At 38.5% G+C, this 23,686-nt stretch carries 24 protein-coding genes; 21 read left to right on the forward strand and 3 right to left on the reverse strand.

Annotated elements, in window-relative coordinates; genetic code table 11:
- The first annotated feature begins 341 nt into the window (after window positions 1-341).
- From L2567_RS12750 to L2567_RS12775, 6 genes are all read left to right on the forward strand, one after another.
- Window positions 342-632, forward strand: coding sequence for a hypothetical protein (locus L2567_RS12750; RefSeq protein WP_235298170.1), 291 nt, complete (start codon window positions 342-344; stop codon window positions 630-632).
- Between the two features lie 4 nt (window positions 633-636).
- The gene (locus tag L2567_RS12755; RefSeq protein ID WP_235298171.1) at window positions 637-1,044 is read left to right on the forward strand and encodes an SRPBCC family protein; all 408 of its coding nucleotides are present in this window, start codon (window positions 637-639) and stop codon (window positions 1,042-1,044) included.
- A complete protein-coding gene (locus L2567_RS12760; protein ID WP_235298172.1) occupies window positions 1,041-1,454 on the forward strand; it encodes a hypothetical protein in 414 nt (137 codons plus the stop codon). The genes L2567_RS12755 and L2567_RS12760 overlap by 4 nt, the downstream gene beginning before the upstream one ends.
- Entirely contained in the window at window positions 1,451-2,347 is an 897-nt protein-coding gene (locus L2567_RS12765) for an RNA polymerase sigma factor (protein WP_235298173.1), read from the forward strand. Before L2567_RS12760 ends, L2567_RS12765 begins: the two co-directional genes overlap by 4 nt.
- A gap of 230 nt (window positions 2,348-2,577) precedes the next feature.
- Window positions 2,578-2,898 (forward strand): nucleotide pyrophosphohydrolase, encoded by a 321-nt coding sequence (locus L2567_RS12770; RefSeq protein ID WP_235298174.1) that lies wholly within the window; start codon window positions 2,578-2,580, stop codon window positions 2,896-2,898.
- Complete coding sequence (locus L2567_RS12775) at window positions 2,895-3,590, forward strand: GIY-YIG nuclease family protein (RefSeq protein WP_235298175.1); 696 nt, start codon at window positions 2,895-2,897, stop codon at window positions 3,588-3,590. Before L2567_RS12770 ends, L2567_RS12775 begins: the two co-directional genes overlap by 4 nt.
- Here L2567_RS12775 and L2567_RS12780 read toward each other — a convergent pair.
- Window positions 3,534-4,028 (reverse strand): hypothetical protein, encoded by a 495-nt coding sequence (locus tag L2567_RS12780; protein ID WP_235298176.1) that lies wholly within the window; start codon window positions 4,026-4,028, stop codon window positions 3,534-3,536. The genes L2567_RS12775 and L2567_RS12780 overlap by 57 nt on opposite strands.
- A gap of 228 nt (window positions 4,029-4,256) precedes the next feature.
- Between L2567_RS12780 and L2567_RS12785 the strand changes: the two genes are divergently transcribed.
- From L2567_RS12785 to L2567_RS12830, 10 genes are all read left to right on the forward strand, one after another.
- A complete protein-coding gene (locus tag L2567_RS12785; protein ID WP_235298177.1) occupies window positions 4,257-5,678 on the forward strand; it encodes a clostripain-related cysteine peptidase in 1,422 nt (473 codons plus the stop codon).
- A 189-nt stretch (window positions 5,679-5,867) separates the two neighbouring features.
- Entirely contained in the window at window positions 5,868-6,980 is a 1,113-nt protein-coding gene (locus L2567_RS12790) for a serine hydrolase domain-containing protein (protein ID WP_235298178.1), read from the forward strand.
- A 62-nt stretch (window positions 6,981-7,042) separates the two neighbouring features.
- Complete coding sequence (locus tag L2567_RS12795) at window positions 7,043-7,369, forward strand: hypothetical protein (protein ID WP_235298179.1); 327 nt, start codon at window positions 7,043-7,045, stop codon at window positions 7,367-7,369.
- Window positions 7,366-7,941 (forward strand): RNA polymerase sigma factor, encoded by a 576-nt coding sequence (locus L2567_RS12800; protein WP_235298180.1) that lies wholly within the window; start codon window positions 7,366-7,368, stop codon window positions 7,939-7,941. Before L2567_RS12795 ends, L2567_RS12800 begins: the two co-directional genes overlap by 4 nt.
- A complete protein-coding gene (locus L2567_RS12805) occupies window positions 7,938-8,291 on the forward strand; it encodes a hypothetical protein (RefSeq protein WP_235298181.1) in 354 nt (117 codons plus the stop codon). The genes L2567_RS12800 and L2567_RS12805 overlap by 4 nt, the downstream gene beginning before the upstream one ends.
- Window positions 8,292-8,592: 301 nt before the next feature.
- On the forward strand, window positions 8,593-8,952 hold the full coding sequence (locus L2567_RS12810) for a hypothetical protein (protein WP_235298182.1): 360 nt from the start codon (window positions 8,593-8,595) through the stop codon (window positions 8,950-8,952).
- 56 nt (window positions 8,953-9,008) lie between these two features.
- The gene (locus L2567_RS12815) at window positions 9,009-9,752 is read left to right on the forward strand and encodes a hypothetical protein (RefSeq protein WP_235298183.1); all 744 of its coding nucleotides are present in this window, start codon (window positions 9,009-9,011) and stop codon (window positions 9,750-9,752) included.
- A gap of 11 nt (window positions 9,753-9,763) precedes the next feature.
- Window positions 9,764-10,711: an alpha/beta fold hydrolase gene (locus tag L2567_RS12820; RefSeq protein ID WP_235298184.1), complete on the forward strand. Its 948-nt coding sequence runs from the start codon at window positions 9,764-9,766 to the stop codon at window positions 10,709-10,711.
- A gap of 122 nt (window positions 10,712-10,833) precedes the next feature.
- Window positions 10,834-11,670 (forward strand): helix-turn-helix transcriptional regulator, encoded by an 837-nt coding sequence (locus tag L2567_RS12825; protein ID WP_235298185.1) that lies wholly within the window; start codon window positions 10,834-10,836, stop codon window positions 11,668-11,670.
- A gap of 47 nt (window positions 11,671-11,717) precedes the next feature.
- A complete protein-coding gene (locus tag L2567_RS12830; protein WP_235298186.1) occupies window positions 11,718-12,440 on the forward strand; it encodes an ankyrin repeat domain-containing protein in 723 nt (240 codons plus the stop codon).
- Between the two features lie 27 nt (window positions 12,441-12,467).
- Here L2567_RS12830 and L2567_RS12835 read toward each other — a convergent pair whose 3' ends face one another.
- Window positions 12,468-13,454: a hypothetical protein gene (locus L2567_RS12835; protein ID WP_235298187.1), complete on the reverse strand. Its 987-nt coding sequence runs from the start codon at window positions 13,452-13,454 to the stop codon at window positions 12,468-12,470.
- 213 nt (window positions 13,455-13,667) lie between these two features.
- Here L2567_RS12835 and L2567_RS12840 point away from each other — a divergent pair, with 213 nt between their 5' ends.
- The 5 genes from L2567_RS12840 (at window position 13,668) to L2567_RS12860 (ending at window position 19,933) form a co-directional block, all read left to right on the forward strand.
- Window positions 13,668-15,341 carry a tetratricopeptide repeat protein gene (locus tag L2567_RS12840; protein ID WP_235298188.1) on the forward strand — a complete coding sequence of 558 codons (1,674 nt, stop codon included), beginning with the start codon at window positions 13,668-13,670 and terminating at the stop codon, window positions 15,339-15,341.
- Window positions 15,342-15,627: 286 nt separating this feature from the next.
- On the forward strand, window positions 15,628-16,881 hold the full coding sequence (locus tag L2567_RS12845) for a hypothetical protein (RefSeq protein ID WP_235298189.1): 1,254 nt from the start codon (window positions 15,628-15,630) through the stop codon (window positions 16,879-16,881).
- A 267-nt stretch (window positions 16,882-17,148) separates the two neighbouring features.
- Window positions 17,149-17,772, forward strand: coding sequence for a DUF6090 family protein (locus L2567_RS12850; RefSeq protein ID WP_235298190.1), 624 nt, complete (start codon window positions 17,149-17,151; stop codon window positions 17,770-17,772).
- 333 nt (window positions 17,773-18,105) lie between these two features.
- A complete protein-coding gene (locus tag L2567_RS12855; RefSeq protein WP_235298191.1) occupies window positions 18,106-18,348 on the forward strand; it encodes a hypothetical protein in 243 nt (80 codons plus the stop codon).
- Window positions 18,349-18,439: 91 nt separating this feature from the next.
- On the forward strand, window positions 18,440-19,933 hold the full coding sequence (locus L2567_RS12860) for a right-handed parallel beta-helix repeat-containing protein (protein ID WP_235298192.1): 1,494 nt from the start codon (window positions 18,440-18,442) through the stop codon (window positions 19,931-19,933).
- A gap of 38 nt (window positions 19,934-19,971) precedes the next feature.
- Here the strand turns inward: L2567_RS12860 and L2567_RS12865 are convergent, their stop codons facing one another.
- On the reverse strand, window positions 19,972-23,592 hold the full coding sequence (locus L2567_RS12865) for a hypothetical protein (protein WP_235298193.1): 3,621 nt from the start codon (window positions 23,590-23,592) through the stop codon (window positions 19,972-19,974).
- Window positions 23,593-23,686 lie beyond the last annotated feature (94 nt).

Below are 23,686 nucleotides of genomic sequence, written 5' to 3' on the forward strand. Positions count from 1 at the left end.
TGGAGCCAGCTCGTTTCCTTTCCATCCAACCTTTGAAGAGGTCTTTCATCTCAATTACAACTTGTTCCATCTATTTCCATTAACCACTTTTGATTAACTTAGTACCCGATGGAACTTCAGGGCACACAACAGAAGATAACAAGCCATGAAGAATGAAGAACTCCTATCGTCATTCCTCATCTTATGGCAAAACCTTTGGCGGTAATGAAGAAAGACCCACTCAGACATAATCACGCTTGACTAAAAAGAGAATTTTTAAAAAGTTTTGTCACACTTGACAAGTTCTGTTGTTTCAATAGTAATTCCTCACAAAGTGGAAGGACTAAAAAAAAAGAAACAATATGAACAGATTAATCAGGGGAATAACATATTCCTACAACAGAAACATTGGTTGGCAAGACCGAACTGTAAGAACCATTGTTGGCATTGGGGCGACAGTTGGAGCTATTTACTTTTTCAGTAGTAACATTACATATTTCATTCTATTTGGAGTCTTAGCGATTGCACAATTTGGGACAGTCCTTTCTGCCCGTTGCTTCATTTGCTATTTCACAGGTCAATGCACCATTGACAGCAAGGAGAGACAAAATCTCGAATCAAAAGGAATCAAATACGAAACTCAAAAAAAATAATCCGATGAAAAAGATAATTTCAACAATGCACACTATCAAAGCACCATCAGAAAATGTATGGGCTAATATTAGCAAAGCAACAGGAGTTAATGAATGGCTTCCAGTTATTACCGCTTGTCAATTAGACGGAGACAAAAGGGTGTGTTTAACCGAACAAGGAGAAATGAACGAAACGATTTTGAAAGTGGATAACACAAACCAAGTATTCCAATACTCAATCGACTCTCAACCCTTACTTCCAATTGAAAATGTAGTTGGCACAATGAAAGTCAATGAAAAAGGAGAGCAAACTCAACTTCAATGGGATTTAGAATTTACCATAAAAGACGAATCACTCTTTGAAATGGTAAAGCAAGCTGTTGAAAGTATGTATGGGGAAGGTGCTAATGGTCTTGAAAAAATATCAAAATGAAAAAATTCATTTACATCATAGGTTTGATTTTCATTGGTTGTAATTCAAATGCACAAAATAATATGATACAAAAGGAATTCGCATCTATTTTCATCAAAGATTTTGCAAACTACAAAATGGACATTCAAGCAGCAGGGATTGCAAGAATCCCTGCTGCTACTTTTGATAATAATGAATTGATGATTGAATATGGCTACTTTTCCGAAGGTGAAAACCGTAAAGGAAAAATGACGCTCACTTTAAATGTACATGCCAATCGTTTTGAAGGCAATTGGCAAACCAATGCAGATAACGGAAATATCTATAAGGGAAGTCTGTTTTTCATCTTCAATGAAAAAGGCGAAGCAAACGGAAAGTATAAATTTGGTGGTAGTAATTACAAAATCTCGATATTTAAGGCTTCAAAATGAAAGTAAAAGAAAATCCATTTAGCGGTAAAAATTATTCAGACGATTACGACCAAATCTTGATTGCCAAGGCAACAAATGGTGACCGTAATAGTTTGAGTGAATTGGTTATAAGACATCAACAATACATTTTCAACATTGCAATGAAAATGATTAATAATGTCGAAGATGCAGAAGATGTAACCCAAGAGATTTTAGTAAAATTAGTAACAAGTTTAGCCAAATACGACCCGTCCAAAGGCAAATTCAGAACTTGGCTATACCGCATAACTTTCAATCATTTCTTGAACATTAAAAAACAAAGCTACGAGAAAGTGGTAACAAGTTTTGACATATTCTTTGATTACATTGATGGTTCGCCAAATATTGCCCTATCAGAAATGGAAGAAAAGGAAATGCAACTTGAGATAGAAGAAAGTAAAGTTGCTTGTATGGCCGGTATGCTGATGTGTTTGGACAGAGAGCAACGACTAACCTACATAGTAGGCGAAGTTTTTGAAATAGACCATCAATTGGCAAGTGAAATATTTGAAATCACCCCTGATAATTTTCGACAAAAACTTTCCCGTGCAAGGAAAGACCTGCATCAATGGATGCACAATCGTTGTGGATTAGTCAATACTGCGAACCCTTGCAGGTGTCCAAAAAAGACGAAGGGTTTTATTAAAAACGGTTGGGTAAGTCCTGAAAATATGAAATGGCACAGCAACTATTCTCAAAAAATAAAAGACCTATCGGAAACTAAAATTGAAGTAGTACTGACAGAAGTAGATGACATCTATGCCAAACTTTACAAAGAACATCCGTTTAAGATTGCAAAGAAAAGCGAAGATATTATTGGAGCCATCATTAATAATGATAATCTACGGAATTGTTTTAAATTAAAGGAAGAATGAAAGCACATACCGCCAACAATGTATATAAAAAATAGGCGAATAATTGCTAAAGTCAAGGCTTTTGGCTCGTATCAAACTTTGTGCTTAACCGAAAGTTGCGAGCTTCGAAATCGCCTACTTTTCATATACTAACCGTTATCATCGAACAGGTACAATCAAATGCATCACTAACACTATGGATAAGATTTTCTGAGATAAGCTAAAATTTTGATTTATCCCTATATTGCAACATGCAAAACGTTATTGAAAAATTAAAGGCCTTCCGAGATGAACGCAACTGGGCACAATTTCATAATGCCAAAGACCTGGCGTTAGCTCTGGGCATCGAATCGAGTGAATTATTAGAATGCTTTCTTTGGAAGTCAGCCGAGGAAGGAAACGTAGATATGATCAAAGAGGAATTGGCCGATGTTCTCGCTTACGCTCTACTCCTGGCTGATAAATATGATTTCGATGTAGAGGAAATCGTTATTGAGAAAATCAAAAAGAATGCTGTGAAATATCCGGTAGAAAAATCAAAAAACGTAGCGACCAAATACAATGAGCTATGAGGGCAGGGTATGAGCTGTCTATCGAAGTTTCTGAACCCTACCCATTTGATAAAAAAAACCTGCCCCAGATTGTCGACAATAAATGGGTTAAAAATCAGTGGCCCATCGTCTATTTTATCAACAGTAATGAGACGAAAAAGGCCTATGTCGGTGAATCCACCAATTTCTCACAACGTGTCAAAAATCATCTCAAAAATAAAGAAAAGTCCAGTCTAAACATGCTGTCCATCATCGGTTCAGACAAATTCAATAAATCAGCAACACTTGACATTGAATCTAAACTCATTCAATATCTCTCGGGTGAAGGAAGCTTCGAATTGCTCAACGGTAATTTTGGACTGATCAATCACAATTACTATCAACAGGATATTTATGCAAACCTCTTTTCTGAGATCTGGAATAAGCTTTTAGAAAAGAAGGTGGTAAGTAAGACACTTGAGGAAATCGAAAACAGCGAGCTTTTCAAATATTCTCCGTACAAGTCGCTTTCTGAAGATCAATATTATTCCGTTATAGAACTATTGGAACACCTCACACATCATCCCGAAACGACCATTGTTGTTAAAGGAAGTACCGGAACTGGTAAGACGATTCTCGCCAGTTATCTGCTGAAGCTTTTATACACTAATGTGGCCTTAATGGAAGAGGAAACATTGAATGAAAGCGAAAAATATGAGTTGGAATTGATTTAAAGATTTCAAGCGAAATATCCCAATCCAAGGTTTGGCTTCGTTCAAGTAAGGTAAATCCAACGAGGCATGCCACTTTGTAGCCATTAGATCGTTCCATTTATCCTCATCAATGTGGCCGTACCAACGATCCATACTTCCCCTGACTTTATGAGCTGCTGCGATTTTTAAATGGCCAGGAACAGTCCTATTATCAGCTTCCTGATATTTAAGTTCTAAGTAATCCTTAGTGGTCAATTTTTCAGATGTTCTCTTGTGCGAGGGATACCAAATCTGAACAGTGATAGGACGATTGTGAAGTTTGGACCTCCTGGTATGGTCTTCTATTTTCAGTATTTTTACACCTACTTCATAGGATCCATACTCAAGTTCGGTGAAATTCTGAGCTGAAAAGATTCCACTGTAGAAAATTAAAGTTACTGCCGATAAAAGTATTTTCATTCTAATTATTGTTTACATTTTATTGATAATTATGTTGAAGATGCTGATGCTTAATCTACAAAACGAAATGACTCTACCTATGAGCAAGTACGCAGTAAATTATTTTAAATATTAACTATTAATCCACAATATGTCGATACACCATTTATTGCGTATTCTGCATCTATCAAAGAATAATTAATCTTAATAGTGTTGATATTAAGCACTGGTGAATCTTAAAATATACAAATGAATATTAAATATTTTTTGGCGGTAAGCATGTCTGTAATCGTAGCTATTTCATTTGCGCAACCAGCAAAGAACTGGACAATTATGTACTATGCCGCTGGATCTAATTCCTCTGAAATCGACCTGCTAAGTGATGTAGAAGAAATGAAAAAGGGGAAGCAGTCAGATGAATATAATCTGATTTTGTTAATAGATAGAATTGAAGGTTTTTCGGAAGACTCTACCACACTTGAAGAAAACTTTACAGACACTAGGCTTTTTGAGATAGGGCACGACAAAAGCACAACCTTAGAAGGTAATCATTACTATCCGAAGATCGGCCCTGGTAAAACCTTTGACGCCAATATGGGAGACGCCGAAACCCTCAAAAAGTTTATTCAATATTGTAAGCATTATTATCCAGCAGAACACTATCTGCTGGTCTTGCGATCACATGGAAATGGAATGGGTATGTGTGCTGACTCAGAAGTGGAGGACAATGATCGACTTTATCCAGCCGAACTTACTAAGATATTGACAAAGGAAGAATCAGTGGATATATTTGGTTTGGATGTATGTTCTATGGCTGGCCTTGAAAATTTATATCAGTGGCGTCCGGAAAGTCCCACTTTTTCGGCAGATTATGTGATCGCTTCATCTCCACTTTCAGGTGCGTGGGCGTATGATAAGATTCTCGAGCGTTTGAATTCTGATTCCGGTTCTCAACTGGAGTTGGATACAAATTTCTTCGAAGGAGGGACCGAGAAGACTATAGATCCTGCCAGTATGAGTCCAGAAGCATTTTCAAAATTGATTTTTGAAGAAATTTATGATCAACAAAGATGGGCATCTTGGGCTTTATTCGACAATTCAAAAATTGACGGATTAAAGTCTGCAATTGATCATGTTGCAAGACTTCTGATTGCTGAAGATAAGTGGCTTACTCAGGAGATCGTAGAGAACTCCCTTGGTTATTACCATAATACCTCTGAAGACATTGAAATCGCTCAATTGACTTTTCCCTACGTAGATGCATATCACTTCTGGGATCAGGTCAGATTGAATCAAGATTTCGATGATAGAATTCGGAAAGGAGCTGCCAAGGTTGTTGAATTAATAGACGAACTGGTCATACATTCGTACTATGGCAGCGGCTACCTACCAGAAACCGATGACTTTGTTAACGGAAAGTATGGCGTTTACCAAATCATTCCACGAGGCCATCAAATTTTTTCACAGTCGAATAGGTCTTTCTGGAGCCATTGCACTTGGTATCACCCAGATGACAAATCCAGTGAGAGAGGGTCTTACGGTCTTTATGACTGGTGTATAGATGGAGCCAGTAGTGGAAATGGAAGGGTAGAGAATTTCTTTGAGTTCCTCGATTTCCTTTTTGATGAGAGCAACGATGAAAACGGAGGGGTGAATGGCTATCGGTGGTAGCCCACGCTTTTCTACAATTCTTTCTGATTCAAAATTCGTTTCTTTTGTGTAGCCATAATGATTCAGCGGTGTGCCGAAGAATTTGTGAATAGGTTCGAAGAAATGCAAAAACTTGTAACCTATTAAAAAGTAATCTTGTCCAATGAATGTGCATGCACCCAACTACATTCAATAATTAAAATTAACAAGATGAAATTTTTGATACCTTTTTTAAAAATACTAACTATTACCATATTCGCTTTGACTACAACAGCGACCTTTGCACAATTCAAATACATCCAAACACTAGATGGCAAAACCATTTCTATTTCCAGCTTAGACAGCGCTATTGAAAAAGCAATGGAAAAGTCTGATATGCCTGGACTTTCCGTAGCTGTTATCAACGAGAAAAAGATGGTTTACCACCAAGTATTCGGAGTGGCTAATGCTGATTCAAAGGAGCCATTGAACAAAAAGAGCATGTTCGAAGGTGCTTCATTATCAAAACCGATTTTTGCATATTTTGTGATGAAAATGGTTGAGAATGGGACGATCGAATTAGATAAACCTCTGCACGAATACTTACCCCATCCCGGAATTTCACCTGAATCGCAAGAAGATTACAAATTAATAACTGCACGAATGGTTTTAGCACATCAAACAGGCTTTCCCAATCATGCTTATGATAAAAAAATAAAACTTGCCTTCAAGCCAGGCACAGATTTTATGTATTCAGGCGAAGCCTACCAGTATTTGGCTGCAGTAATCGGAATGAAACTAGGTGTTGGCTTTAAAGAAGGGCTAAATCAATTGTTCCAGGAAAAAGTAACTCAACATTTAAAGATGCCTCATACCACTTTTGTGTGGGATGAATATTTAGAATCGAATAAAGTCTTCGGTCATGACAATGAAGGTCAGCCCACACAAAACAAACCAGGAGATGGTCGATGGAGTGGAAAAACCTTTAACTCATATTCAAGTATTCATAGCGAAGCGTCAGAATATTCCAATTTTATTATTGCCATGCTGGAAAGAGAAGGGTTAAGCGAAGATTCCTTTCGTGAAATGTTATTTGAAGAAACACATTTCAGAGACGATAATCCAATTAAGTTAGAAACAGGACAAACAGGTTGGGGACTTGGTTTTGCCCAGAAACCTACACAAAACGGTATCATACATCTGCATACTGGCAACAATCACGATTTCCAGTCATATTCCATGTTTGTTCCAGCAAAAGGATTCGGTTTAGTGTTGTTCACTAACAGTGGAAAAATGCTTCCATTTTTAGAGGAAATTTCTAAAACTTTGGGGGAAGTGTTTTAACCAAAGAATTGTTTTAAATGAATTACTATGATAATATTTCTCAAGGATAAAAGTGAATCAATATGAAAGATATGCAGGAAGCACTAGGAGCGCTATTTTTAATGGCAGGGGTAGTTACAATAATTTATATTATTGCACGGTATAGCTACCTAATTAAAAAAGAATTGATTAAAAAGGGATTGGCTAATCCAGAATCATCTGTAAAAATGCTTTACCAAGATTTTGGATGTATTTTATTGTCGCTTGGTATAGGACTTATGGTTTCTACCATTTTCACTACGATGGACCTGACTGAAGATACAGCTGATTTATTGATTTGGGGAACCATCCTTGTCTTTGGGGCCTTCGGTCTTTTGGCTGCAGATAGGTTACGTAAAAGAAAAAAGTGAGTCGAAACACAACGTTAGACGATGAGCTTTTACAACGCTGCAAGGAGGGGGATACATCCGCATTTAGAGCCTTGGTCAATACCTATAAAGATGCGTCTTTCACCTTGGCCAGTTCTGTGCTAAAAGATTCAAGTCTGGCTGAAGATGCTGTTCAAACTGCATTTATTAAAGTCTTTGAAAAATTAGATTCCTTTAGACATGATTCAAAATTTTCAACATGGTTGTTCCGAATTGTAATCAATACTGCTTATAACATGGCCAAGCAACAGAAAAAACACATGCCAATGGAGGTGCTTTCAGATTCCCCTATAGAAACTGATGTAGATGCTGAACTAAAAAGATTAAAGGAAGATGATCAAAAAAAATATATCAATTTGGCATTGAATAGGATGAAATCAGATGAAGCATTAATATTACGCTTGTTCTATTTATACGAATATACGATCGTTGAAATAAAAGAAATAACAGGCTTTACTAAGTCGAAAATTAAAGTAGATTTACATAGAGGTCGAAAAAATATGCAACTACAAATTCACAAAATTTTAGGCAATGAAACAACACAATTATTATGAATGAAGATCGAGCCAAAGTACTTTTAAAACAAAGTGGATTAACTACTACAGAAAATTTTACAGATGTTTTGATGGAGAAAATTGAAGCTAAATCGGCGGTTAGAGTTCAACTTGCTTTTACTTCAATAAAAAAAGCTTTATTTTTCATTGCTGCGATATTGTTGTTGTTGTCAATATATATTTTCTACAGTAGATTTTCATCTTTTTCAGAAATAGTAATTATAGGTGACCTTCATCGTACAAAATTATTTGCAGTCTTACTAATTACGGTATTATTAGCAGTCAATTATTTATTGAAAATGCAGCATATTTATAACAACTATTCTGATGATGTAACCTCTACTGCTTAATTTCAAGAACAATAAATCTCTCTCGTAAACCTCGAAATTGCCACCTGCGCTGAAGTTGGATCCGGCGTATTTGTTCACTCATGGTGTCTGAGACTTATCACCAAGATATAATTAATGAAAAAAATATCAATTTTGTTGTTATACTTCACAGCTCTGATTTGTTTCACGAACTGCAGTTCTAACAAGTCAGTAAATTCGGGCGTAATGAGAAGAGAGTTTAGTCACGATGGGATGAACAGAGAATATATTTTTTATTTACCGAAGGGTTTAAGCATCAATGCTCCTTTAGTAGTTGTATTACATGGATTTATTCGAAAGCGAAGAACTGAAAAACAACCTTTCATCCTGGAGCGGTGTAATCTATAAAGTGCGATTTCAAGAACAAGAGTTATTTAGATTGAGATATCAGATTATTGACATCGGACAAAATCTAGGCAACACCAGAAACCTTTTCGTTAGGCTTAATCCAGATTTTAAAGAACTCGCTTCCTCAAATTTTAACGCTTCTAATCTTGATATGCTAAGGAATGTTAACTTTGAAAATGAAGTCATAGCATACGTGGCCACAATCAATTATGCTAACCAGAACTACTATCCTAATGTTAAAGATAAGATCGATGCGATTTTGGCACTCATTGACAATAATTTAGGAGTGGAATAAGTTAAAATTAAAAGCCTGATCAAAATAGACTGATGCATTTTTTTAATACTCTATTGATGCTTTTATTATTCAGCGCAGTAAATGAGTGTAAGCAATCTACCACAAGTCGTATCCAAATTATCGAACCATCAATTGAGCAGGAAGCAACATCGATTTGGCGTACCATCAACGATATCACCTTCCTCGAAAGCCAAGGCTATACCATCCACCTACCTGATGACCCATTGATCGACAACCTGATCAATAAGTCAAAAGAGGGAAACTTTGGTAACGATGATTACGCTGAGATTTATCGTTTGTTAGAAGCGAAAATTTATGATCGATCAAAGTACAAGAACGCCATTCAGAAAGTAGAAGGTCAATTGGCACTACTGAATCGAATGATGGATAAAGTTGAAGTTAAACTAAGCGGCTGGAATTGGAATTTCAAAACCTTTGACCAATATAAAATTCAATTCACCCTATATGGAACGGGTGGGAGCTATGACCCGGATGAAGGCGTAATCACCCTATGGACGAATCAGCAAGGCGAATTCATGAATTATAATAACCCTGCCAATACCATCATCCACGAAATTACCCACATAGGCATGGAAGAATCATTGGTCCACAAATATGACCTTCCCCATGGCCTGAAAGAACGAACGGTGGATCGCTTTGTGTATTTGTTGTTTAAAGAAGATTTGCCGGAATACAGGATTCAGGAAATGGGAGATGCACGTCTGGACGAATTGCTCAATGATAAGGAAGCGATAAAGCACATCGATGAAATTTTGTTAGAAATACTGGATGAACAATAAAAAAAAAAGATATGATTATTAAGATTTTTGCCGCTATTATCCTATTGCTAATTATATTGGCTGGAATCGCTTATTTATACGTAGACCGCGTAGGACAAGGCAGTCAAGAAGGTAGTTTGCCAGACGGTTATCGCCTGATAGAAGCAAATGGATTTGAATTTTCAACTAAAATTAGCGGAGATGAAAATGACATCCCGGTCATACTCTTACATGGCTTCCCTGAATCTTCTATTATCTACAAGAGGTTGATGGCAGATCTAAACAAGGAAGGTTATTATACTATTGCTCCAGATCAAAGAGGATATAGTTTTAAGGCCAGACCTCATGAAACCGATCAATATCATATTTCGTATTTAGCTGAAGATGTTATGGCCATAGCAGATGCATTAAATCTCGATACTTTTCACCTGATCGGTCACGATTGGGGCAGTGGAGTGGGCTGGGTGGTGGCAGCTCATCATCCGGAAAGACTGCATAGCTTTACTTCTCTTTCCGTTCCTCATTTGGCTGCCTTTTCCAGAGCTTACCAGGAAGATAGTCTACAATACAAGGCTAGCGACTATATTAGAAACTTCCAGACCAAAAAAATGCCGGAATTTATGATGGCCAGAAATGACTTTAAAATGCTGAAGACCATTTGGTCTGAACATAGCGAGGAGGAGGTCGAAGCTTATGTAAATATCTTAAGTCAGAAGAAGGCATTGACGTCTGCTATAAATTGGTACAGAGCCAATTACAATGGCTTTGTTAAAGGTTTTGATAAGGACATGATAGATATTCCCACCCTCTTCATTTGGGGAAAAAATGATAAAGCGCTAAGTCGATCCGGTGTTGAGTGGACTGAAGATTACGTCACAGATTATTATAAGTTTGTTGAATTAGATGCAGGACATTGGTTGTTGCAAGAAGCTTATGATGAAGTGAAAGCGGAAATTCTATTGCACTTGAAAAAGTTTTGATTAATATTCGTAGATCTTTAGTTCTTATTGCAAGCTTTCCACAAAGCCAAAAAATCTAAGCTATAGGAGTAATATGATGTATTTTTGAAACCAAGCAAATCACAACTTTAAACGGAAATACATTGACACAAAACTTTATCATTCATCAGCAAGCAAAGCAGTATCAATGGTCTGGGGAATGCTTCTTGTCCATCAAATCTTTCTACGGAGGGAGTGCTGATTATCAGGTCAAACAGCGTGAATATAAGGTAGACCAATCTAATTTTCTTATTCTTAATGAATGCACCAATTATCGTTTGACGATTGATAGCACCGAGAAAACGGAATCCTTTTGCGTATTTTTCTCGCCTAAATTTGTTGAGAAGGTAGTAGCAGATAATAGTGCTACAGACGAAGAATTAATAGATTTCAGAGTAAAAGAACAATCAGGACTTAGAATATTTGAAAGGAATTATGTCCATCAAGGAAAAGTATCAGAGCTACTAAAAATGGGCAGGAAAAAAACTTCTGCAGGACAAGAAGCACTTGAGAAAGATGAGTTTTACCATGAATTGTTGAATGCAATATTAGAACAGAATAGAAATGCGCTTTTGGACGCCAGGAGATTGCATACAGTAAAGAAAGCCACTAGGGAAGAACTCTATCAAAGGATTTGGTATGTAAAGGACTTTTTGGACTGCAACTATCATAGAAGCTTAAGATTAAAGGAACTAGCAAACATAGGCCTCCTATCGGAAAATCACTTATTGCGAAATTTTAAGAAGCTTTTTGGTATTTCACCATTCCATTATATTTCCACCAAAAGAATCCAAGAAGCAAGACGTCAGCTCTTGGAGACAGACAAATCTATTCAGGATATTGCCTTTGATATCGGTTATTCAAGTATGGGCAATTTTAGCAGTTATTTTAAAAGTCTGGTAGGACAGTCTCCCAGTGCTTTTCGAAAAGGTGATATATAGTAATGCTATATTTTAAATTCTGTCGTCATTCGTAGAAATTTAAAAGGATGAAAATACTCTTACTATTACTTGTTTCGATATCAACTTATCTGACGCCACAACAACAAAATATGATTGAACTATTAAAAACGCATATTAAAAACAAAGATGCTGAACAGATTATTATGCTGATTAATAAGTATCCTGAGGTGTTGAATATTACAGATGAGAATGGAAGCTCTGGTTTACTACTTATAGCTTATAGCGGACTTCATGAGCCATTGGAGGAAGCCATAAAGCTTAAAGCATCTTTTACGTTTCATGAAGCTATTGTCTGCGGTCAAATGAACATAGTAAACGACTATTTAAATAATCCTGAGGTTGATTTGAAGAATACGCATTCAAAGGATGGATTCTCACCGCTATCCCTTGCCGCTTTTTTTGATCAGACGGAAATCGCAAAATTATTGATTCAATTTGGGGCTGACCCTAACCTTTCTGCCACCAATCCATCGAAAGTAAATGCTTTACACTCCGCGATTGCAAAGGAGAATTATGAACTTTGCAAATTGTTTATTGAAAAGGGAGTAAATGTCAATGCCACTCAGACACAAAATGTTACCGCCTTACATTCAGCAGCCCATAGAGGAAATCTTGCTTTAGTTCAGTTATTGGTCGATCATAACGCATCCATAAATATAAAAATGGACAATGGAGACAACGCTTTATTGATTGCCCAGCGTGAAGGTCATAGCGAAGTTGCTGATTATCTGAAAGAACAGGGAAATTGACAACCTTCGTAGGTTTGAAAGCCGAAACTACTGCTTAATTTGAAGCACTACTAAATCTCTCTGGTAAACATCGAAAGTACCGGCATTAATTCCCACTGAGTTCGGATAGAATACAAGGCGATAATAATAGGTTTGACCAGCCGTAAGTTCGCTGTCTAAGTAGGAAATATGACCACCACCTTGAAAACCAATAGAAGCACTTGATCCTCCATTCGGAGTTTCTATGTAACATGCACCACCTGTATAGGTAAGAATCGAAGGTGTAGAGAATGAAGGATCGGTGTCGCGTTGTAAAATGAGAAAATAACTACCAACAGAAGTACTTGAACCATTTAGGTTTCCACCAAATACTCGTGCAAAACCTGTGATAAATACGGCCGAATTAGTGACACCGGAACCATCTGTAACCGTAATACTCACATCGGTCCCAGTAAGTGGAGTGAGGACAAGATTAGTAAATGGAACTTCTTGAACAGTACCGGAGTGCGCACCCAGTGCTTGTTGATTGACAAAATCTCCATTGAAAAGCACACTGCCGTTCACTTCTAATGTATTGGAAGGGTCGTTTTCACCTATGCCAACATTTCCAGCATTATCAATTCTAATGGCTTCGGTGTTATTGGTTCTGATGCTCAGGTCCTGGTCATCTGTGGTTCCGATAAAATCTGTAGAAGGATCAGTTCCAGCATTCCCTGAAGTCGTCCAGACGTCTGATAAGACTGTCGAAGTGATCAACTTTTCCCAAACTGAGCCAGTCCAATAATAATAACCGCTCCCACTTCCACCCGTAACTGATCCATTCGTATTGTAAACCAAAAGACTGACTGCAGGATTGCTAATCGGTGCATTGTTGTCACTTACATCGGTCAATGCCACACGAGGAATCAAAAGCCCGGAGTTAGAAGCTTCAATGTCTAAAGCTGATGTTGCGTTCGGTGTGTTGGTGCCAATGCCTACTTGAGAAAACAATGTTGCTGAAGATAAAAGGGCCAGACAAATTAAATATCTTTTCATGCTTGCTAAATTTTAAAAGACCGATTGAAAGTGATTAGATCCAAATGGACGCATGACCTGAAATGGTCAAAGATGATGCCTAAAAAAACTGGAATACGAAAGCTCAGATGATTTACATCATAAGAAAATCAGACTTTTTCTGGTATTACCATTTTTGCAACCTTTCATATTTTTTGCCGTCTTAGTAGTATAATGATCATTTAAAATTCAAATATGAAAACAGCAATTGCTTGTCTTCTGGCGATCATCTCTTGCCAGCTACTAGCCCAATACGATTTAACAAAAGATCAATGGGAACAAGATCTACGATTTATTCAAGAAACCGTACACACCGACTATCCATTTCTAGTCAAGAAAACCACAGCCGAAGAATTTGACAAGGCAGTAGAAGAACTCAGCGAGGAAATTCCCAATTTAGAATCGCACGAAATCGTAGTGGGATTGGCACGACTCATATCTTCATTTAAGTATGGACATACCGCATTGGGATTCAGACACCACAATAGTATTTTTCGACAGTTACCTGTCAACTTCTATCTATTTAAAGACGGGCTTTACATTCAAGGTGCCCACAAGGATTACGAAGAATTGGTCGGTGCGAAGGTGATTCAAATTGGCTCGATGAAAACAGCGGATGCTTTAGAAGCTATTTATCCAGTGCCGCCGAACGAAAATGATCAATATTTTAAAGCATATGGACTGCGCTATTTGTCCATGCCGGCGGTATTGCATGCACAGAAAGTCATCCCGGAGTTATCGGACGATGTGGAAATCATTTTTGAAAAAGAAGGCAAGACCTTTACTTCTACTATTGAGGCATTGCCCTCAGGTGAAACTATGGATACCAAATATGGCTTTGTCACGCAGTCAGAAGATTGGGTGGATGCACGTGATCAATCTAAAACACCTTACTACCTGAAAAATCTGGATAAAATTTACTACTATGAATACTTGCCGGAAGAAAAAACGGTATACGTAAGACAAAGTCAAATTCAGGATGATCCGGAAGAGAATATTCCTGCTTTTTATGAGAAGGTCTTCGAATTTATTGAAGACAATGAAGTTGAGCGACTAGTACTCGACGTTAGGCTGAATGGAGGGGGAAATAATTATAAGAATAAAGCGGTGGTAACCGGAGTCATAGAGACTGAAAAAATCAATCAGGTCGGTAAGTTTATCGTGATTATAGGGCGTCGAACCTTCTCCGCATGTCAAAACCTGATCAATGAATTAGACAATTATACCAATGTAGTCTTCGTAGGAGAACCTTCCTCTGAGAACGTTAACTTTTATGGAGACAATAATCGTCTAGAATTGCCGAATAGTAAAATCCCTGTATTTCTCTCCTTTGCATGGTGGCAAGACAAACCGCAATGGGAGGGAGCAAAGTGGACTGCTCCTCATGTTGCAGTGGACATGACCTTTGAAGAGTACAAAAATAACGATGATCCGGCACTTAAGGCAGCACTTAATTTTGAAGGTGACAATTTCGTTCTCGATCCTATGGGATATCTAACGGACCTGTTTATTAAGGGCGATATGGAGAAAGTCCAGTCCGAGGCTGCTAGAATGGTGAATAATCCTCAGTATCAATTTTTTAATTTTGAAGGTGAATTTAACAAAGTAGGGTACCGCCTTTTAAATCAGGGAAGAAGCCAAGAGGCTGTTTTTGTGTTTCAAATGAATACCCAACTTTTCCCAGACTCTGCTAATACTTGGGACAGTCTGGCAGAGGCTTATTTAAAAGCGGGAGATAAGGACAAGGCGATTGAGCTTTACAACAAAGCACTTAAGATGGATCCTGAAGGGGTGACGGGAGAGAACGCCAAAAGGATGTTGGAAATGATAGAAAGTCACCCTGAAAAATCTAATAAGGAGAAGAAGTAGGGAGATTAGTTGGCAAATGCCTTTTGCAATGTATAATCGAATGACACCTTCTTCGAATTTCATGGAATGTTGATTTTTAGGTAGATAGGCCAGAGAAGGCTGGTGGTAGTGTATTTTTGCGGTAGAGGTTGAATAGTGATATCTGATGGATGTGATAAGTGTACTAGCTGAGTTAGTAGGTCTCAGAACAGTTTTATGTAATTTAGTAGATTTTGCGCATTTTCTAATGTGTATTTATCTTAGTAAAGAAGATAACATTTAACTTATCGGGCATAAAAACTGATGAATGAAACGCTTATTGTTTATTGCTATTACTTTGCTGAGCATTACCTGCAACACTAAAAATAAAGATTATGAAAAGTTAGATTTTGTGGAGTTTGACTTTCATTTTGATACAGAGTCCAATGAGAGGCCATATAATTTTTCTTCATATTGGGATACCTTTCCTACAATTGTCGATAGAACAGCATGGGAATTTGCTAAAATCGGAAACATAGAAAGGATGCATGAGATCTGGGATAGGAGGGAATCAATTGAAATTGGACTTACTCAGGAACAACGAGATAGTTTTGGCCACTACAAAGCAATGGATGCAATAGATTACATATTGAATAAAGCTGAAGAGCACCAAGTAGTTATTATAAATGAAGCTCATCAAATGCCCCAACATCGAATTTTTACCACTCGACTACTTGAAGGACTCAAAAAAAGAGGGTTTAAGCACCTAGGAATGGAAGGATATTTTAATACCCCTCAAGCAGATTCAATTATGCAAGCCAATGGTTATCCTATTCTTGATTCTGGATATTTTACACAAGAACCTCAATTTGGCAATTTAATAAGAACTGCCTTTGATATGGGTTTCAATATATTTGGATACGAAAGCAGTGGACATGCTAACGGGAAGGAGAGAGAAATTAATCAAGCCCGGAATATTGAATCTTATCTAAATCTATACCCTAACGAAAAGATATTAATTCATTGTGGTTTTGATCATGTGTACGAAGGCGCTATGCCTAATAATTCCATGGGTTGGGGAAAGGCGATGGCAGGGAGATTGACGGAATTTACAGGAATTGACCCATTAACCATAAGTCAGACTATTTATTCTGAAAAGGGTCAAAGGGATTACGAAAACTCGTATTATCAGATTACAGATTTAGAAAGACCTAGTGTTTTTGTCAATGAATCTGGTGAGCTATTTGGTCAGCAACGAAAGCAAACCTCTCTTGATTTACCTCCTATGGGCACATTCAGGTATGACATAGCAGTTTTCCATCCAAGAAGTAAAAAGTACGATCGTCCCCAATGGATGGTGTATGGTGATCATAAAGAAGTGGAACTATCATTTGTTGAAGAAAATATCCAGTGCCCATGTTTGGTGCTTGCCTACAAAAAAGGTGAGAAAGTCGGCAAAGCCGTTCCTTATGATATACAAGAGACGGATGATAAAAAGGTTACTTTAGTTTTGGATAAATCCGCCTTTGAAATTGTCATATTGAATCAGAAGAATGTTGCCCTAAAAGCTCACTTTAATTAGGCATCATAGCAAAACTTTATTTTTAAAAATATAACCAAAAGAATGTCATGGGATGGGAGATGTGGTAGAATAGAGTGATCAGAGCATAAAAACCTTAATAAAATCAGCATTTTGATTATAAAGCACTTCATCAATGATCACAGACGTGTAATCAAACCTTTGCAATCCTACAATTCATGACAGTCTACTTGCACTTAATATCTATATATTAGGGGTTAGTTTTTAGACAGACTGCCGTCGAGCTTCATTATAACCCACCGCTAAAAAATGATAAAATTCTTTAGAAAAATTCGCCAAAGATTGCTTGCCGAAAACAAGGTGAGCAAATACTTATTATACGCCATCGGAGAAATTTTTCTTGTCGTCATTGGAATCCTGATTGCTTTGCAAATAAATAATTGGAATGAATCCAAAAAAGAAAAGGCTTCGATCAGGACATCACTCACTTCATTGAAAGTGAATTTAAATGAAGATATTAAAGACCTGAACAGGCAAATTGAACATACTAAAACGCTGCTAAAACATATTGATTTCACATTTAAAATCATTGCATCACCTGATTATGAGAATAAACCGCTTTCAGTTTTTGCCGACAGTATAGGTGATCTGGCTTCAGAAAGAACATTTTTACCTAACAACACTACTTTCAAGTCAATGGAGTCAGGGTCGCATTTTCAATGGATTAAAGACCAGGAATTCAAAGAGTCTATTTATAGATACTATGTTTTTTTAGATAAAATTTCCAGCGTAGTAGAACAAAACAATATGTTTGTAAAGCTACGGGTTGAGGATTTCATATATAATAGAATGGAGCTGGGAACTTACTTTCCCGAGTTGAATCGCCATTCACGAAATAGAGATTTAAGTTTGGATAACACCAATCTCTTTTGAGACGATCCAAATATTGAAAATGTGCTGATTGGAAGAATGCTTCGAGGTAATGGCGAAATTGATATGTCGCAGCAAGCTATTTTGGAAGCAAATAAGTTGATAGGAATTATTGACAATTATCTTAAAGTGAATTTGTAAAAATTTCTTTAGTAATCTAACATGATAAAACCAGTTCTAACTTTCTTCCCTTTGCTTATTATTAATCACTATCTCTTTTTCTCAGGAGGTCCTCTTTAATATTGGAGTAAAGGTTTATTCGTCATATTTGCGTTTCTGAAAAATCCGGAATTATTTGACCATTCCATTGGCACTAGTGCAGGATGGTTTGAAGACATGAATCCTTACTTTGAGACATTGATTGCGGAGTCATTCGAGCACAAGCAAGCATACCACGGCAAGAAATTATTTGTGGCCAATTCATTACATGACCCTTACGATCCTCAGCAAGAAGTTCATCAATCCATGCACGAATTGTCAGCAAAGATCAACGATGAAATGAGGAAAAAAAGAAATTCCTCTACAAGACATATGAGGATTATGGACATGTACCCTATCCAAGTTTTTATGATGGATTGAAATTTATTTTAGAAGAGGATTAATGTAATAGCGAGCACATAGTAACCTGGAATTTGCATGTACTTTTGCTGAGTCACTAACACTCATTGATATGATTAGGATATACATGGTTATTCTAGGCGCAATGCTTAGTCAATATTTGAGTAATGCCCAAGTCATTACCATAGGTGCGACCGGTGACTTTAGTAACCTGGAGGCGGCAGAGAGTTCTGTTATGCCAGGTGATACCTTGTTGTTGCAATCGCAAGTCTTTCAGGATGGCACTCAGTTTCTAACATTGAATGGTACTGAATCAAAGCCGATCGTGATCAAGGCTGAGGTGCAGCACCAGAGTATTTTTCGTGGCGGAACGGAGGCCATACATCTGATAAACTGCTCTCATCTCATCCTCGATGGTTTGGTCATCGAGCAGCAAACGGGCAACGGTATCAATATTGACGATGGTGGTGACTATTCTTCTCCATCCAAATTTATCACCATCCGTAACTGTATCTTTCGAGATATAGCAGCAACTGGAAATAACGACCTGCTGAAAATGTCAGGGGTCGATAGTTTTTTAATAGAGCGTTGCAGTTTTATCAATGGTGGCAGCGGAGGGAGTGGTGTTGATTTTGTAGGATGCCATTGGGGCACTGTGCAGGATTGTTTCTTTGATCATTCGGGGACCAGCGGCATCCAAAACAAAGGGGGCACTCAGTTTATCAGAATTCAGCGAAACACCTTCAAGAATATTGCTCAAAGAGCTCTGAATCTGGGTGGAAGTACAGGATTGCAATTTTTTAGACCGCCACTGCCGGATCCTATTGTAGAAGCTTTCGAAGCTGCAGACCTCGAAGTGTTTTCGAATGTATTCATTGGTTGTCGGGCGCCAGTAGCCTTCGTGGGCTGTATTCGTGCCAAAGTGTACCATAACACTTTCTATAACCCGGACAACTGGGTGATGCGTATTCTGCAAGAAACGACTGAACCTGGATTCCTGCCTTGTGGCGACAATGAATTTAGCAACAATATCGTCCATTTAGAAAGTGATTTGACAGAAGTGAATATCGGATCCAATACGGCTCCGGAAACTTTCACATTCAGCCATAACCTGTGGTATAATCGAAGCAGCAATACCTGGTCGCCTAACTTGCCCGTCACAGATGCGAATCAGCTGATAGCAGATCCACAATTCGTGGATGTTAGCACAGAAAATTATAGAATACCTCCTTCCAGTCCGGCAGTAGGAACAGGACTGATGGTCGAGGAACCTACCAGAGATTTCGATCAGAATCTATTTGATCAGCCTCCATCGAGAGGTGCATTCGAAGGAAGTGAGAGGGCAAATCAAGCCCACATAGAGGTGGATGATGGCTACATAGAGGTCTTTCCGAATCCGTCGAGCAATACAGTGAAAATCGAAGGCAACTTCGCCAATGCGACGATTCAACTGCTCAATATCAATGGACAAGTTCTGCAAGATTACTCGAACACCAATTCTCCCCTGATCATCAACATAGAAGATCTACCCAGTGGTCCCATTTTTATCTTGATCCAATGTGACCTCTTCGAGCAACTTTGTTTGAAGAAGTTGATTAAGATTTAAGACCGCGAGAGCTAACCTCTCCTCTCAAGAATAAACCCTTATTCTTCCCTTTGATCACTAAGCTCTACTTGCTTTTGTTCTGCTACACTTGCTTTTTGGCTATTCAATAGCTTTTCGAGAAGCAAGCTTTGACGTTCTATGAGTGCTTGCTGGCTGGCAACCATATCTTTTAGTTTGCTAATCTCCTTATCGTGCTGCTTCACTATCTCGTTCGTATAAAGCACGATTTTGTCGTAAAAGATTCCCTCGATGACGCCTTCTTCCGAACGAACAACCAGTTCATGAAGTCCGAGGCTATCCATCTCTTCAGCAATATAGCCTATCTCTTTTATCTCGGGAGAATGAGGGCGATTATACCGTCGGGGCTGGACGCCCAAAACCTTGTTAAAATCGACTTCGAAATCCTCGATATTTCTCTTATCACGTCGTGTCGATGTGTTGCGAACCAACTTGCCACTAGCAGTAATATTCACAGGATTTCCAGTACCAGTAGCCATTGCAGGCATAGCAATCGATTTGTCTTCGCCGACAACGAGAACTTGTGTCATGGCAGCATTGGTAACTTCGAAAATATTCTTCGATGCGTTTCGGTTGTAAATTTTAACGGAACCGTTCAGTTTGAGTCGATCCGTACCAAAATCCCCGAAGATTAGAGCGTCGTTTTCACCAGCACTTGTAGGTTCGATATACAATCTATTTCCATTTACCTCATTTTTTCCTGCTGCAGTTCCTATAAAAATACTTCCGCTGCCAATAGTCGATGAACCTGCCGAAGCACCCACCGCTACGTTAGAGTTGCCAATTGTATTTGCGAAAAGTGCAGTTGGTCCGATACCCACATTGCTATTAGCTGTGGTATTAGAATTGAGTGCAGCACGGCCTATTGCAACATTGCTACCTCCCGAAGTATTTGACATCAACGCACCATCACCTATACCTACATTTCCACCAAAAATCAAATCGTCAACCAAACCGGCATCTTTTCCAATAAATACGGATCCTGCGTCGTTCAAGAAATCAAGTCTACCTTTACGCATAATGAAACGCTCTTCACCGGCAATATCGAACCGAATAATATCATCGTCGAGGCCTTCTTCTACCTGGATTTTTGTGTCTTTGTCCCCATCACTAAATCCATTACGTATACTTAAGTGTCCATTCACGCGAAGATAGTCGTTATCAAATTCACCATAGATCAGCGCATTATTTGCGTCAGCTGACGAATTCTCAATATATAAACGATTACTTTGTGTTTCGTTAAAACCAGCTGAAAATCCGAGGAATATGCCTCCGGATCCAGTAGCATTATGACCTGCAGAGGCTCCTATGGAGACATTAGACGAACCCGTTGTATTGCTAAAGAGCGATCGATTTCCAACGGATACGTTATTGGAGCCATTTGTATTATTTCCCGACCCTGAACCTACTGCAGTATTGAAAATCCCACCTGTTACTGAAGACAGTGCGCCGATGCCGACTGCAGTATTATTGTGACCGGTCGTATTAACCAGTAATGCATTAAGACCTAAGGCTGAATTGTTGAAACCACTGGTATTAGCGGACATTGCACGATATCCTAATGCAACATTTTGTCCACCAATCGTATTCGCTTTTCCGGATTCAAAACCTACAAAAACATTTTTATTAGAGGTGAGGTCATCTAACATTCCGGCGTCTTGACCGATGAAGACGGACTCCCCCGTATTCAAGACGTTGATTCGACCTTCGTCCATTACAAAATATTCTATACCATTGAGGTCGAAACGTATCTGATCTTCATCTGCGATTTCCTCAACTTGTATTTTGGTATCATTATCGATATCAGTTATTGCACCTGTTAAAACCTGATCTGTCCAATTCGCATTTCCTGCTCCATCTGTAGTTAAGATTTGCCCTATACTTCCATCTGTTTGAGGCAAATTATAGGCGCTATTAATATTAAGCGTCCCATTCACTCGCAACAAATCATTGTCAAATTCACCGTAGATTAGGGCATTCGTTTCGTCAGCTGGTGAGTTTTCGATATAAAGTCGATGCCCGGCAGTCTCGTTCCTACCTGCAGTAATCCCGATAAAAACGCTACTATCGCCAAGTACATTAAAACCAGCCTCGGATCCTAATGCAGTATTGCCATTGCCAGTTTGATTTCTGTAAAGAGCATTGTGACCCAATGCGCTGTTTCGGTTTCCGCTTCTATTGCTACGCATAACATGATCTCCTACAGCGGTGTTACTGCTTCCATTGACATTCAGATACATGGCTTCATATCCTGCTGCTATGTTGGAATTTCCATCTCTGTTGGACCACAGTCCGTAAGCTCCTAATGCAAGATTATTAGCTCCTGTAGTATTCACAACTAGCGACTGCATTCCCAGGGCTGAATTGGCAATTCCTGTTGAATTTAAAACAAGTGATTGTGTGCCTATAGCGGTATTCTGATTGTTTGACAGGTCATCTGACGCGCCGGTACCGAAACCTAAAAAAACAGAATTACCCGTATTTACTACATCGATTCGACCCCTGTCAAATATAAAATACTCCGTACCACCAAGATCTATACGCAATCGGTCCTCATCGTTACTTTCTTCTACTTGAATCTTGGTGTCGTTATCAAGATCCACTAAAATTGACTCTGGTGTGGGGTCCGTCCAGTTCGCGCTACCCGCACCGTCTGTTGCTAGTATCTGTCCGGCAGAACCATCGATTTCCGGCATCTTGTATGCTCCATTTACATCTAAGGTGCCATTGATTCGTAAGAAGTTAGTTTCAAAGTTACCGAAGATAAGCGCCGCTGTAGAATCGGCTTCTGAATTTTCAATGTAAAGGCGATTGCTTCTTATTTCATTCATCCCTGCTTTGTATCCAATGAAGACTCCACCACCTCCTATCGTATTTTCACCTGCAAATGTTCCGATGGCAGTGTTTCCATTTCCTGCTGTATTCTGGTACAACGAATAGTTACCTAAGGCAACATTAGACGAACCGTTCAAATTACTGAATAGCGTTCCGGTACCCAATCCTGTATTGTAACCTCCTACTATATTGTTATATAGGGAAACAGCTCCCACAGCAGTGTTTCGTTGGCCACTTTCGTTATTACGCAAACTATAACTTCCTACCGCAATGTTTCCAATACCGGTTGTATTCAAATGAAGCGCTTCTTCGCCGACTGCTATATTATCGTTCATTGTAAAATCGTCGTTCGCTCCTGCTCCATTACCGATAAATACTGAATTACCGGTATTAACAACATTGATTCGCCCTTCGTCGATGTTAAGGTATTCCGTTCCACCAAGATCTATTCGCAAAATGTCCTCGTCAGCAGACTCTTCAACCTGTAATTTGGTATCATTGTCTGTATCTGAAACCAGGACGGCACGGTCGCCAAGCCTATACCACTGAGCACCAAAGCAATAGTAAAAGCTATGGTCTTCGGTTACATACACCAGTAATCCATCTGTAGGGGAACTAATCGCATCTCTTTGAGCAGCGGTCATTCGCGGTATAAGAATGCCGGATGTATCACTGTTAAGTTCCAGGATGGCTGATGGATGAGGACTATTCGTTCCGATTCCAACGTTTTGGCCGGAAGCGGAGAAAGAAATAATGAGTATTAGAAAGAAAATTGCGCTTTGAATAGCAGCTTTAAATATTTGCATGATCTTGTAGATTTTGATATTTCAGAGCTTTAAGTTCTCATGCATTGCCTTAAAGATTGGGGAATATTATACGAAAAAGGTGGAAAATTCTCCG

The sequence above is a fragment of the Portibacter marinus genome (assembly GCF_021533195.1).
GTDB lineage: Bacteria > Bacteroidota > Bacteroidia > Chitinophagales > Saprospiraceae > Portibacter > Portibacter marinus.

Bases quoted from the DNA above. Each gene is read 5' to 3' on its own strand.
- L2567_RS12775 (WP_235298175.1), top strand. From the start codon at position 2,895: ATGAGGGCAGGGTATGAGCTGTCTATCGAAGTTTCTGAACCCTACCCA.
- L2567_RS12845 (WP_235298189.1), top strand. From the start codon at position 15,628: ATGAAACGCTTATTGTTTATTGCTATTACTTTGCTGAGCATTACCTGC.
- L2567_RS12820 (WP_235298184.1), top strand. From the start codon at position 9,764: ATGATTATTAAGATTTTTGCCGCTATTATCCTATTGCTAATTATATTG.
- L2567_RS12865 (WP_235298193.1), bottom strand. From the start codon at position 23,592: ATGCAAATATTTAAAGCTGCTATTCAAAGCGCAATTTTCTTTCTAATA.
- L2567_RS12750 (WP_235298170.1), top strand. From the start codon at position 342: ATGAACAGATTAATCAGGGGAATAACATATTCCTACAACAGAAACATT.
- L2567_RS12755 (WP_235298171.1), top strand. From the start codon at position 637: ATGAAAAAGATAATTTCAACAATGCACACTATCAAAGCACCATCAGAA.
- L2567_RS12850 (WP_235298190.1), top strand. From the start codon at position 17,149: ATGATAAAATTCTTTAGAAAAATTCGCCAAAGATTGCTTGCCGAAAAC.
- L2567_RS12815 (WP_235298183.1), top strand. From the start codon at position 9,009: ATGCTTTTATTATTCAGCGCAGTAAATGAGTGTAAGCAATCTACCACA.
- L2567_RS12795 (WP_235298179.1), top strand. From the start codon at position 7,043: ATGAAAGATATGCAGGAAGCACTAGGAGCGCTATTTTTAATGGCAGGG.
- L2567_RS12810 (WP_235298182.1), top strand. From the start codon at position 8,593: ATGGATTTATTCGAAAGCGAAGAACTGAAAAACAACCTTTCATCCTGG.
- L2567_RS12830 (WP_235298186.1), top strand. From the start codon at position 11,718: ATGAAAATACTCTTACTATTACTTGTTTCGATATCAACTTATCTGACG.
- L2567_RS12765 (WP_235298173.1), top strand. From the start codon at position 1,451: ATGAAAGTAAAAGAAAATCCATTTAGCGGTAAAAATTATTCAGACGAT.
- L2567_RS12860 (WP_235298192.1), top strand. From the start codon at position 18,440: ATGATTAGGATATACATGGTTATTCTAGGCGCAATGCTTAGTCAATAT.
- L2567_RS12790 (WP_235298178.1), top strand. From the start codon at position 5,868: ATGAAATTTTTGATACCTTTTTTAAAAATACTAACTATTACCATATTC.
- L2567_RS12835 (WP_235298187.1), bottom strand. From the start codon at position 13,454: ATGAAAAGATATTTAATTTGTCTGGCCCTTTTATCTTCAGCAACATTG.
- L2567_RS12780 (WP_235298176.1), bottom strand. From the start codon at position 4,028: ATGAAAATACTTTTATCGGCAGTAACTTTAATTTTCTACAGTGGAATC.
- L2567_RS12840 (WP_235298188.1), top strand. From the start codon at position 13,668: ATGAAAACAGCAATTGCTTGTCTTCTGGCGATCATCTCTTGCCAGCTA.
- L2567_RS12760 (WP_235298172.1), top strand. From the start codon at position 1,041: ATGAAAAAATTCATTTACATCATAGGTTTGATTTTCATTGGTTGTAAT.
- L2567_RS12785 (WP_235298177.1), top strand. From the start codon at position 4,257: ATGAATATTAAATATTTTTTGGCGGTAAGCATGTCTGTAATCGTAGCT.
- L2567_RS12770 (WP_235298174.1), top strand. From the start codon at position 2,578: ATGCAAAACGTTATTGAAAAATTAAAGGCCTTCCGAGATGAACGCAAC.
- L2567_RS12805 (WP_235298181.1), top strand. From the start codon at position 7,938: ATGAATGAAGATCGAGCCAAAGTACTTTTAAAACAAAGTGGATTAACT.
- L2567_RS12855 (WP_235298191.1), top strand. From the start codon at position 18,106: ATGAATCCTTACTTTGAGACATTGATTGCGGAGTCATTCGAGCACAAG.